This window comes from Streptomyces wuyuanensis (assembly GCF_900103455.1).
GTDB classification, from domain to species: Bacteria; Actinomycetota; Actinomycetes; order Streptomycetales; family Streptomycetaceae; genus Streptomyces; species Streptomyces wuyuanensis.
On sequence record NZ_FNHI01000008.1, the window covers coordinates 269,611 to 279,850 of the forward strand.

Here is a 10,240-nt window from a genome sequence, read left to right on the forward strand (position 1 = left end):
GAATTCAACTGGCCGGGACTGCGGAGGCGTCGCTGCTCCGCCGGGCGGAGCGAGGGTAGGGCGCGCCGGTTAGCCACCGGTTACGCCCCACGGAAGCGTCCGGCCGGTTCGCCCCTCGCCCGGCCGTCGGGAAGGGAGAGGGCGAAGAGCCGCACCAGCGGGTGGAACACGTAGCAGGGCCGGCCCCACTCGTCGGCGCCGCTCACCTCCAGCAGCGCCTCGTCCGCCATGGCCTCCAGCAGCAGCTCGGCGTCCCCCTCGGGCAGCCCCAGCAGCCCGGCGGCCCGCACCGCGGGGAACGGCTCGGGGCCGAGACCGCCGAGGGCCGGGAACGCCCGGCGGGCGTCGGGCCGCAGCGCCCGCCACGAGGCGAGGAGCGCGCCCTGCACGTCCAGGTCGCCCGAGTGGAGCTCGCGCAGCCGGCTGTCGGGGTCCGCCAGCCGCCGGGCGAACCGGTCCGGCGCGTAGTGCGGCCGGGCCGCTATCCGCGTGCCCGCGATCCGCAGGGCCAGCGGCAGCCCGGCGCAGTGCTCCACGATGACCGCCGCCGCTCCCGGGGCGGCGGCGATCCGGTCCGGGCCCGCCGCGGCGGCCAGCACCTGGAGCGCCGGTCCGTCCTCCAGCGGATCGAGGGCCACGGTGTGCGCACCGGTGACGGTGGGCAGCGCGGTGCGTCCCGTGACGAGGACGGCCGGTTCGGGGGTGTTGGGGAGCAGCGGTCCGAGCTGCGCCGCGCTCGCGGCGTTGTCCAGCAGGATGAGCAGCCGCCTGCCGCCGATGCGCTCCCGGTAGAGCCGGACGAGTTCGTCGGTGTCGTCGGCCAGGCCGGAGCCGACGGCGAGCCCCAGTGCCCGCAGCAGGTGCAGCAGCACCCCTCCGGCCGGCCGCGCGGTGCCGTCCGGAGCGCGCAGGTCGGCATACAGCTGCCCGTCGGGGAAGTGCCGCTTGCAGCGGTGCGCCGCGTGCACGGCGAGCGCGGTCTTGCCGACGCCGGCCATCCCCGTCACCAGCACCCTGCGGGGCCGGTCGGCGGCGGCGACGTCCGGGGCGAGCGCGCGGGACAGCAGTTCCAGTTCGCGCTCGCGCCCGGTGAAGTCCACCGTGTCCGGCGGCAGGGTGGCGGGCACGCCGTGGTCGTCCTGGTCGTCCTGGCGCCGGCCGGCGGGCTTCGGCGCCGCCGCCCCGGTCCGCTGCGGATGCCGCACGAGCGAGCCGTCCAGCAGCGCCCGGTAGGTGGCCTGCAGTTCCTCCCCCGGGTCGACGCCGAGTTCCTCCGCCAGCACCGCGCGGCCGTGGTGGTACAGGTGGATCGCGTCGGCCTGCCGCCCGCAGCGGCACAACGCCGTCATCAGCTGGCAGCGGATGCGTTCACGGAGGGGGAATTCCGCCACCAGGCCGGTGAGTTCGACGGTGATCTCCTCGTGCCGGCCGAGTGCCAGGTCGGCGGTGATCCGGTGCTCCAGGGTGACGGCGCGCGCCTCCGTCAGGCAGGGGGCCTCGGCGGCCGCGAGATGGTCCGTGGTGTTGGCCAGAGGCGGGCCGTTCCAGCGCGCGAGAGCGCCTCGCAGAAGATCTCCCGCCTTTTCGTGGTCCTGTGCGGAGAGCGCTTCCCGGCCCTCGCGGTCGAGTTCCTGGAATTCGATCAGATCGAGCGAGGAATTGCCTATGGCCATGGCATATCCGGGTGGCCTGCGGTCGATGAGTATGTCGTCGCCCAGGATTTTCCGCAGTCGCGACACGTAGGTGTACAGCTGGGCGCTCGCGGTGGCGGGCGGCGCCCAGCCCCAGAGCAGCCGGCTCAGCCGGTCGTCGGAGACGACCTCCTCACGGGCCAGCAGCAGCGCTGCCAGCACGGTGTGCAGCTTGGTGCCGGAGAGCGGCACTCTGCCCCCGTGCCGGCGGACCTCGACCGGCCCGAGCACTCGGAATTCCATGAGCAGCCCCGTTCGTGATACCCGCGAAGAATCTCCGGACGACGCTAGAGGGGCGCGTTATTTTCTCGATATCGTGTCGGTTTCACGGGGGTCCCGGCGCGCGAAATCGGTGGGACAAAGGATCGAAAGGAGGCGTCCCTACTGTCCGTTCGTACCGCAGCAAGCGGCAATGACGGTCCACCGATGAGGGGGAATCGCAATGCGCAGCACTCGGACGGCGAAGCGGGCGACGATGGCCGGTCTGTTCGTACTGGCAGGAATCATCACGGGCGCCGGCGCCGGACTGGGCTCCACCGCGCACTCCACGACGGTCACGCACGCCGACGACATGCCCTGGGGCATCGTCAAGCCCGTGGGACCGGCCATGGCCTACGACGACGACATGCCCTGGGGCTGACGCCCGGAACCCTCCGGGACCGGCTCAGTCGGACCGGTCCGCAAGGAGCAGCCGCAACGCCTGGGGCGTGAAGCAACGTTCCGCCCGGTCTTCCGCGGCCGTACCCGCCCCGCCCGGCCCGCCGCGCAGTGCGGCGAGCAGCCTCAGCACCCTTTCCCGCCAGGGCTGGGCTCCGACTTCGCCTAGCGCCGCATGGGCCCGCTCGAACCTCTCCGCCGCCGCCGAGTGCCGGCCGCCCAGCGCCTCCACACAGCCGAGGTCGGTCTCCACACGGGCGTACAGGAAGCGGTCGGACAACTCCTCAGTGATCTCCAGGGCCTGCCTCAGCGTGCTTTCGGCCGCCGGGAGCAGGCCCTGGCTCCACTGTGTCTCGCCGAGTCCGCGCAGCGCGTGGGCCTCGCCGACCCGGTCGCCCTCCTTGCGGGACAGCTGCAGCACCTCGTGGAAGGAATGGGCCGCGTCGTCCAGTTCCCCCGCGCACAGCCGCACCTCCGCGAGCCGGTAGAGGCTCTGCGTCTCCGCCCGCACGGACCCGGACCGCCGGCTGAGCGCCACCGCCTCCACGGCCAGCGGGAGCGCCTGCTCGACCTGGCCCCGGTCCAGCTCGATCTGCGCCAGATAGCCGAGCAGATGGGCCTGGTTGCGGGTGTCGTGCACCTCGGAGAACCCTTCGAGCGCCGCCCGGCAGAACTCGAGAGCCCGGTCCCAGTCCCCCTGCAGACGGGCGCACATCGCCAGGTTCCGCTGGGCGAGCGCCGCCCCGTGGACGTCCTCGCTGCCCCGCAGCAGCCGCAGGGCGGCCATGTTCCACCCCTCGGCCTGTTCGTAGCGCCGCTGGTAGATGGCGAGCGAGCCCAGCAGCCGCAGCATGGTGGCCTCGCCCACGCGATCGCCGACGCGCCGGGCGGACGACAGGGCGGCGTCGGCGCAACGCTGCCAGTCCTCCAGGTAGTTGCGCGTCTCGAAGTGGGGCACGGCGCTCTCGGTCAGGGCCCACGCGTACCGCGCCCGGCCCGTCTCGGCCGCGTGCGCCACCACGTCGGCGACCGCGGTCCGCTCCGAGTCGAACCAGTCCAGCGGCGCGGCCAGCAGCTCGTCCGCCGCTCCGAGCAGGAAGGCCGGCGCCGGCTCCGCCGGACGGCCCACCGGGAAGTCCCGGCCGTCCAGCCGCCGGTGCGCCTCCTCCGCGAGCCAGAGCCAGGCGGCGAACGCCCGCTCCAGGGCGGCGTCGCACTCCTCCTCCGACTCGTCGGCCTCGGCTCGTTCACGGGCGAAGAGCTGGAGCAGGTCCTGGAACCGGTACCGGGCAGGCCTGCCCGGTACCGGTTCCAGGACCTCCAGCAACTGGGCGTCGACGAGCTGGTCGAGCAGTTCCTCGGCGCGCCGCAGGCTGGTGTCCACCGTCGCGGCCGCGGCCCACGGCGCGAAGTCCGGCGTGCGCAGCAGGCCGAGTCGGCGGTACATCCGGGCGGCCTCCGGCGCCAGGTCCCGGTAGGTGAGCCGGAAGCCGGCCCGGACCCCGCCCTCCTCGGGGCTCAGCTCGTCCAGCCGCCGCCGCTGGTCGCGCAGTCTCTCCACCAGCCCGCGCACCGTGAGTCCGGGCTTGGCGGCCAGGCGTGCCCCGGCGATCCGCAGGGCCAGCGGCAGGCAGTCGCACAGTGCGCTGAGCTGCTCGAGCCCCACGGGGTCGCTGCCGAAGCGGTCGGCTCCGGCGATCTTGGTCAGCAGGGTGGTCGCCTCGGCGGGCGGGAGGACGCGCAGTCTGATCCGCAGTGCGGTGTAGTCGCCCGTCACGTCGTCCAGTGCCTCGCGCCCGGTGGCCAGGACGACGCTGCGGCCGCCGCCCGGGAGCAGCGGTCTCAACTGGGCGAAGGACCGCACGTTGTCGAGGAGGATCAGCGTCCGCCGGGTGCTGAGGAGACTGCGGAAGAGCGCCGCGCGCTCGTCGGGGTCCTCCGGGATCTGCGGCGCGGGAGTCCCGAGCGCACGGAGGAAGCGGTCGAGCACCGCGGCCGGGGAGACCGGCGGATTCTCCTCGTCGTAGCCGCGCAGGTCGGCGAAGAGCTGACCGTCGGGGAAGCGGTCCGCGGCCTGGCTCGCCCAGTGGACGGCCAGCGCCGTCTTGCCCACACCGCCCACACCGGCGATCGTCGCCAGGACGGGGGCGTGCGACTGGTACGGCTCCTTCAGCAGCCGGTCGAGGGCGGCCAGCTCCTGCTGCCGTCCGGTGAACCGCATGACGTCCGCCGGAAGCTGGGCGGGCACCGTCTGCACGGTGACCGAGGCGGACGGAGCCGCCGCGGGAGGCCGCGACAGCTCGGGGGAGTCGTGCAGGATCAGGTCGTGCAACTGCTGGAGCGGCGGCCCCGGTTCGATGCCCAGTTCCTCGTTGAGCAGTCTGCGGCCCAGCCGGAAGACCTCCAGTGCCTCGGCGCGCTGCCCGGAGCGGTAGAGCGCCAGCATCAGATGCTCGCGTGACTGCTCCCGCAACGGATGACGGGCGACCAGCTCGCCGAGTTCGCCGGTCAGCACCCGGTGCCGGCCGAGTTCGAGCATCAGCCCCGCGCGCTCCTCGACGAGGTCGAGCCGCAGCTGTTCCAGCCGGGCGGCCTCGGCCTCGATCCGCTCGCCCGAGAGCTTGTCGAGCGCCGCCCCGCGCCACTTGCTGAGGGCCTCCTCCAGCAGGGCGCAGGCCTCCTCGGCCCGACCGTGCCGTGCGGCGTCCCGTCCGCGTTCGGCGAGCTGGAGGAACTCCACGACGTCGATGCGGTGTTCGCCACGCGCGAGGACGTACCCGGGCGGAGACGTCAGCAGGAGCTCGCTCTCACCCGCCTCCTTGAAGGTCTTGCGCAGCGTCGCGACGCAGATGGCGATCTGGTTGCGCGCGGTCGCCGGGGGGCACTCCGGCCACACCGCGTCCACGAGCGTGTCGACGGACACGATCCGGTCGGCCGAGAGCAGCAGCATGGCGAGGACGGTGGACTGCCGTCTGCCCTTGATCCGGACCGGTAACCCGTCCGCCTGAACCAGCAGGGGGCCGAGCATTCTGAAGACCAACTGGTTCAAAGGTTCCCCCGATGTGACCCGGTTCGGGCCGGTAGCCGTACGACAAGGAAAGTAGCTCGGTATCAGACACCAAGCTCCCCGGGTTCACGGCGACTTCCGGCCGTGTGCGCGGAGGGTGCGGCCTGGGGAGGGACGGCCCGCGCCGGCCCGTCCCGCGGGCTCAGGGCCGCGCATGCGGGGCTACGGCGCAAAGGGCCCGGGACAGTTCCCCCAGCACCTCGGTGATCCTGCGGAGGTCGTCCTCACCACCCAGCTCCCCGCACAGCCGGCGGGCCAGATCGGCATGACCGGGCTCGACACCGTGCAGCACGGCCCTGCCGTTGTCGGTCGCCTCCAGCAGTTTGGCGCGCCGGTGCGCGGGATTGTCGCGGTAGCCCGCCAACTCCTGACCCACCAGCAGATCGGCGGTGCGCTGCACGCTCTGCCGCGTGACGCCCAGCAGGCGCGCCACCTCGGAGACGGACCGGGGCTCGGCCCGGATCGTGTCGAGGATCAGCCACTGGGCCGCACTGAGCCCGTACACCAGCGTCAGACTGTTGAACATGGCCGTGAATTTGCCGTTCAGATGGAGCACCGCTAGTGCGGAGCGGCTCAGGGCGTCGACGGCGGCCACGCCGCCGCAGTCGTGCTCACCGGATGTCGCGACATGCAACACGGCCACCCCCGCTGGAAGTCGACACACTCGGCGCCCGTCGGTCCGCGGCCCGCGATGGTTCCGGCCACATGCTGCCGCACCGTACCTGTGGCCGAACGCAGTGTCCATGATGTGTTCGATTACCGGAATCCCAGGTGCCGCTTTGCGCGAATCCTTTCCCCTTGGGGCCGCGAAGCGGGATCCCGGATTCCTGCCGGAATGTGGCTGCCCGCATGCGTGTTGGGAGAGGCGGCCGTGGAGACCGCCGCGTTGGCGGAACGGTCGGGTTCCGTGCCACCCGAAGCGGTGTCCACGGGCCGGCGCGCACCTCGTTCGCCCCGGGCGGGGCCGTGATGACGCCGGATGGGAGCGCACGGGCGCCGACCGGTCCGGCGCCGGCCGGGTAGTGGAAGAGGTGGCGGGTGTCTCCTCGACGAGTGGGAGGTCGTCGTACCGTCTGCGGCGCAGCGGGATGCCGGGGCGTAGACGCCTGGGACCATGCCGAATCCCCGGTGGGGACGGACGGTGTGCCGCCTGACGCCGTGGGACCGCCCCCGCGCACCGACGCGGGGACCGGACGGCGGACCGCAGGTGTGCCGCCGGGCCGGCGGGGCATCGGAACGCGGTACGCGGCAAGTGGAGTCCGCGGCCGGCGGCGCGCGGCGCACCGTGCGGAAAGGGCGGGGCGCGGAGTGCGGAGGGCCCGTTCGGCGGACTCCGTTCCGTGCGGGACGGCCTTACGGCCTCATATGGCGAGCCGCCATTCGGTGATCGCTGCGGAAACGGGGCGGCCCGGTATCCGTCTCGCGGATACCGGGCCCCGGGGCGGAAAGCGCGACCTCAGCGGTGAAAGGCGTCCTTGGTCTTCTCCTTGGCCTCGCGCATGTCGCCCTTGGACTGCTCGGCGCGCCCCTCGGCGGTCATCCGCTCGTTGCCGACGGCACGTCCGACGGTCTCCTTCACCTTGCCCTTGGCCTGCTCCATCTTGGCCCGGGTCTTCTCGTCTGCAGCCACGACGCTCACTTCCCAGAAGTCGACAACAGGTGTGGTTCGTCGAGTAACCGGATCCCGCTCCGGCAAACCCCCTGCGCGCAGGAGAAAAGACGAAGGAGCAATCGGAATCCCGCGTGTGTGAATTCGCGGGGCCGGGGCAACCGTGGCTTCGGAGGTTGATAAACATGGTCCCGTTGCTGCTGGTTCTCATACTCGCCGTACTGCTTTTCGGTGCCGGATTCGCTCTCGAAGCGCTCTGGTGGATCGCCGCCATCGTCCTCGTCGTCTGGCTGCTCGGTTTCGTCATCCGGCCGGCCGGCGCGGGTGGTGGCCGGGGACGCTGGTACCGCTGGTAGAGCGGCCACCGCCGCCGACCGCCGGAAAGTCGGGTGCCCCAGGAGTTCCTCCTGGGGCACCCGCTTTCCTGTGTCCGGAGAGGCGACCGCCGGACGGCGTGGATCAGGACCGGCGGCGCGGCCTGCCGGGGCGGGCGCCCCTGCGCCCGGCGGAGGCACCGCGCCGGCCGCCGGCCGCCGACTTGCCGCCCGCCGCCTCGCCCGCCGGGCGGCCCGAGCGACGGGGCTTGTCCTTCGGCTGCTCGGCGGGGGAGGGACGGCGGCCCCGGGTGCTGTTGACCGTCCTCCCGCGGACGATCCCGATGAAGTCGTCCACCAGATCGGTGGTCCGGTCCTCCGGCCAGGACAGGGCGACGCTCGACTGAGGAGCGTCGACGACCGTGCGGTACGTGAGGTCCCTGCGGTGGTGCAGGCGGGCGAGCGACTGGGGCACGACCAGCACACCCACCCCCGCGGCCACGAGCTCGACCGCGTCCGCCGTGGTCGCCGGCCGCTCGATCGCGGGACGCCCGGGGAGGTCCTGCCACTCGAGCGTGTCGTCCAGCGGGTGGAACACGACGTCCTCGGCCAGGTCCTCCAGGGACACCTCGTCGACGGCCGCGACGGCGTGGTCCTTCGGTACGACGACCACCGTCGTCTCCGTGTAGAGCGGGATGGCGCTGAAGACGGCGCGGTCGACGGGCAGACGCACCACGCCCGCGTCGACGCCGCCGTCGCGCAGCAGCCCGGGCGCCTCGGCGGCCGGCACCGGGACGAGCTCCAGCGGCACGTCGGGCAGCCGCTCCTGCCAGATCCGCACCCATTTGCCAGGGGTCACACCGGGTACGTAGGCGAGCCTGAAGGAGGGGGAAGCTTCCGAGCCTGTCACCGCACCAGGTTATCCGCCCTGGTCGGACCTCGTGCACACGCTCGATATCCTTGACCCATGACGTCGCACCACGGAACCCAGACCATGAAGCCCGCCACGGCGGCGAAGAAGCTGGGTGTGTACCTCGAAGCCACCCCTGCGGAGTTCCGGGAGGGCGTCGTGACGCGCGAAGAGTTCAACGCGCTCCAGGCCGACCCGCCCGAGTGGCTCCGCGAGCTGCGGCGCGACGGTCCCCACCCGCGTCCCGTGGTCGCGGCGAAGCTGGGCGTCTCCATTTCGGGCCTGGCCCGCGGCGGTGTCACGGATGCGCTGACCACGGAGCAGATCGAAGCGCTGAAGCAGGAGAGCCCCGAGTGGCTCCGGCGGGAGCGTGCGACCCAGGCCGAGGTGCGCAAGGAGGCCGTGCGCCTCAAGGAGAAGCGCGCGGAGAAGGTGGAGAAGGCCGAAGAGCGCTCCTGACCCCCCGCTGCGGGCGCCGGGTCTCCGCCCTGGCCCGGTTCCGCCCCGCACCGTGCGAGCTGACCGACGAGATCGCACCCGGGACAGCCGTCGAGGCAGTCAGGCTCGCATTGCCGGGCGAAGGGCGGAGCGGTGCTGTCCCTGGCGCGATGGGCGGGCGCCTTGTGCGCGGGGCACCCAGGACCCGCCCCGGCCGCGGCCGGGGCAGGTGGTCGTTCACCTGGGGGCGGGCCGGTGCTCGGTGATCCAGCGGGCGGCGAGGAGTCCGGAGGCGGCGGTGAGGACGGCGGCGGCGATGACGGTGGCGTCGAGGCCGAGCCAGTCGGCGAGGATGCCGGCGACCAGGGCTCCGGCGGCGTAGCCGATGTCCCTCCAGAACCGGTAGGTACCGAGGGCGTTGGCCCGCCAGGCGGGGTGGGCGTGGTCGGAGACGGACGCGATGAGGGCCGGGTAGACCATGGCCGTGCCCAGACCGAGGAAGACCGCGGAGAGGACGCCCGCGAGCAGCGGGCGGTCGAGCAGGGCCAGGGCGAGGACGAAACCGATGGCCTGGACGAGCATGCCGTAGACGATCAGGGGCTTGCGCCCGACGCGGTCGGCGAGGTGACCGGTGGGAATCTGTCCGAGCCCCCACAGGATCGGGTAGAGGCCCTTGATCAGGCCGACGGCGGCAAGCCCCAGGCCGTGGTCGGTGAACAGCAGGGGGAAGACGCCCCAGGTGAGCCCGTCGTTGAGGTTGTTGATCAGCCCGGCCTGGCTCGCGCCGCGCAGGGAGCGGTTGTTCCAGGAGGTGCGGATGAACGTGGGCTTGAGGCCGGAGTCCTCGTCGGTGGGCAGCGGCTTGGTGCAGTCGGCGAGTTCGAGCGCGACGTGGGCGGCGGTGTCGCGGACGGCGAGGGCCAGCGCGAGGCCGGCGACGACGAAGACGATGCCGATGAGCTCGGGGACGGGGCGCAGGCCGTAGCTGGTGGCGAGGTAGCCGGTGAGCAGGGCGGTGACGCCGACCGCGGTATAGCCGGCGGCTTCGTTCAGGCCGGTGGCGAGCCCGCGGCGGGAGGGGCCGACGAGGTCGATCTTCATGTTGACGGTCATCGACCAGGTCAGGCCCTGGTTGAGGCCGAGGAGGACGTTGGCGGCGACGATCCACCCCCAGGACGGTGCGTAGGCGAGCGCGAAGGGGACGGGGATGCCGAGCAGCCAGCCGGCCACCAGCAGTTGCTTGCGGCGGAAGCGGGCGGCGAGGGCGCCGGCGGCGAGGTTGGTGAACGCCTTGGTGAGGCCGAAGGCGATGATGAAGGAGAAGACAGCCAGGTCGCTGGTCAGGCCGAACGTTTCGGAGCCGATGAGCGGAACGGTGGTGCGCTCGAGACCGACCAGCCCGCCGACGCAGACGTTGACAATGACCAGCAGGGTGAACTGCAGCCGGTTCTCTCGGAGCCCTAGCTGTTCTGTCCCGGGAGGTTGTGGACGGGTGATGCAGGTCTCGGCTGAGGGATCTTGAAATGGGTGAGGGCCTTCTGGCCTGGTGTGGAT

The 10,240-nt window shown here is 72.5% G+C and carries 9 protein-coding genes; 3 read left to right on the top strand and 6 right to left on the bottom strand.

Features of this window, described 5'->3' with window-relative positions:
* Positions 1-80 precede the first annotated feature (80 nt).
* Positions 81-1,934 carry an AfsR/SARP family transcriptional regulator gene (locus BLT82_RS14605; protein WP_093654723.1) on the bottom strand — a complete coding sequence of 618 codons (1,854 nt, stop codon included), beginning with the start codon at positions 1,932-1,934 and terminating at the stop codon, positions 81-83.
* 199 nt (positions 1,935-2,133) lie between these two features.
* On the opposite strand from BLT82_RS14605, the gene BLT82_RS14610 reads away from it, so the two are divergent.
* Positions 2,134-2,331, top strand: a complete 198-nt coding sequence (locus tag BLT82_RS14610; RefSeq protein WP_093654725.1) for a hypothetical protein — start codon at positions 2,134-2,136, stop codon at positions 2,329-2,331.
* Between the two features lie 24 nt (positions 2,332-2,355).
* Here the strand turns inward: BLT82_RS14610 and BLT82_RS14615 are convergent, their stop codons facing one another.
* The 3 genes from BLT82_RS14615 to BLT82_RS14625 all read right to left on the bottom strand — a co-directional run bounded on the left by BLT82_RS14615 (position 2,356) and on the right by BLT82_RS14625 (position 7,045).
* On the bottom strand, positions 2,356-5,376 hold the full coding sequence (locus BLT82_RS14615; RefSeq protein WP_244291967.1) for an AfsR/SARP family transcriptional regulator: 3,021 nt from the start codon (positions 5,374-5,376) through the stop codon (positions 2,356-2,358).
* Between the two features lie 181 nt (positions 5,377-5,557).
* Positions 5,558-6,049, bottom strand: a complete 492-nt coding sequence (locus BLT82_RS14620; protein WP_244291968.1) for a MarR family winged helix-turn-helix transcriptional regulator — start codon at positions 6,047-6,049, stop codon at positions 5,558-5,560.
* Positions 6,050-6,871: 822 nt separating this feature from the next.
* Positions 6,872-7,045 (bottom strand): CsbD family protein, encoded by a 174-nt coding sequence (locus BLT82_RS14625; RefSeq protein ID WP_093654796.1) that lies wholly within the window; start codon positions 7,043-7,045, stop codon positions 6,872-6,874.
* A 164-nt stretch (positions 7,046-7,209) separates the two neighbouring features.
* Here BLT82_RS14625 and BLT82_RS14630 point away from each other — a divergent pair, with 164 nt between their 5' ends.
* Positions 7,210-7,380 carry a hydrophobic protein gene (locus BLT82_RS14630; RefSeq protein ID WP_093654731.1) on the top strand — a complete coding sequence of 57 codons (171 nt, stop codon included), beginning with the start codon at positions 7,210-7,212 and terminating at the stop codon, positions 7,378-7,380.
* A 103-nt stretch (positions 7,381-7,483) separates the two neighbouring features.
* Here BLT82_RS14630 and BLT82_RS14635 read toward each other — a convergent pair whose 3' ends face one another.
* Positions 7,484-8,248 carry a LysR substrate-binding domain-containing protein gene (locus tag BLT82_RS14635; protein ID WP_093654733.1) on the bottom strand — a complete coding sequence of 255 codons (765 nt, stop codon included), beginning with the start codon at positions 8,246-8,248 and terminating at the stop codon, positions 7,484-7,486.
* 57 nt (positions 8,249-8,305) lie between these two features.
* Between BLT82_RS14635 and BLT82_RS14640 the strand changes: the two genes are divergently transcribed.
* On the top strand, positions 8,306-8,707 hold the full coding sequence (locus BLT82_RS14640; protein ID WP_093654735.1) for a DUF5997 family protein: 402 nt from the start codon (positions 8,306-8,308) through the stop codon (positions 8,705-8,707).
* Positions 8,708-8,923: 216 nt separating this feature from the next.
* Here BLT82_RS14640 and BLT82_RS14645 read toward each other — a convergent pair.
* A partial coding sequence (locus BLT82_RS14645) for an MFS transporter (protein WP_404204090.1) occupies positions 8,924-10,240 on the bottom strand: 1,317 nt, incomplete at its 5' end.